At 58.6% G+C, this 1,116-nt stretch carries 1 protein-coding gene; it reads right to left on the reverse strand.

Features of this window, described 5'->3' with window-relative positions; all coding sequences use genetic code 11:
• Window positions 1-119: 119 nt before the first annotated feature.
• Window positions 120-308: a hypothetical protein gene (locus EGJ34_RS21805; RefSeq protein ID WP_125362461.1), complete on the reverse strand. Its 189-nt coding sequence runs from the start codon at window positions 306-308 to the stop codon at window positions 120-122.
• Window positions 309-1,116 lie beyond the last annotated feature (808 nt).

Here is a 1,116-nt window from a genome sequence, read left to right on the forward strand (position 1 = left end):
ACCACGGCCGGGCCGCCGGTGCCCATGCCGACGAACAGCTGCGCCTGGACCTTTTCATTGCTCAAGCTGGGGTCATCAATCACCTGGATGGCGTCAATGCTCGACATCGCCACCTGCATTCACCCCAGGGCCTCGTCGATCTGCTTCTCCGGCGGATCATCCGTGCCGGTGACCACGGCGGTGATCACGCTCTTGACGTCGTTGGTCAGGAAGTCCTGGATGGTGATGCCGAACATGGCCATGCTGGTGGCTGCGCTCACGATCACCGTCTTGTGCAGCCCGGCCACCAACAGACCGAAGCTATCCACCAAGCAAGTGCGCACCGACGGCCAGGCTTACCGTTCGCAACTAGAATCTACGGAACTCCGACCTGCTGCAGGCGGAGTAGGAAATCAAGCACTCCTGACCACCAACCGCTTGCTGACATCTACTCATCGCTCGCGCTTTTGCTTGCTCAAGCGTTTCAGCACTAGATGCCATTGACTCTGCCCCTCCCCGCCCCATCACCTCTGGCGTTGGATCGGCGATCGCAACGCATTGGTTGTAGTAGGCGATTCTGAGTTTGCATTTAACCCCGCCACTCCGCTTGCACCGCTCCGTAGCTTCTGCGATAGCCTCTCTCTTACTTTCCATTGAAACTGAGGCGCCGGTGGCTAGGTTCGAAGAATCCTCCACGATTGCACCCCAGCGAGTCTCCCACTCACCAACGGGCTTGGGTGAGGACGATTGACTAGCACCTGGAATGGGAGCGCAACCGCCGACATTCTGGTCGCCCACGGGATACTGCCCAGGTGGACACCGCCCTTCGGCGAGACTGTTGAACGATGCAAGACCCAGAATAGCCAGCAAGAACAATCTCATATTCGACCTCGAAACAGTCCTCTTCATATCTTTCACCTATCGATCGGAGTGCCTACCCATGGTCCCCTCCGTGAACCTACCAGCGTCATTCCTGACCCCCTGATCCACATTTCTCATCATCGTTTCCTGAGGGGTGCGCTGACCCGCACCATCATTGGCATTGGGATTCTTCTTCTCTTCCGGCACAGCACCCGGCGGCTGACCCTGCGGACCCGCCGCAGCCGAGCCACCTATCTGCGAATATGCCATGCAGCC

It is taken from the genome of Stenotrophomonas sp. 278 (assembly GCF_003935715.1).
Taxonomy (GTDB): Bacteria; Pseudomonadota; Gammaproteobacteria; order Xanthomonadales; family Xanthomonadaceae; genus Stenotrophomonas; species Stenotrophomonas maltophilia_AH.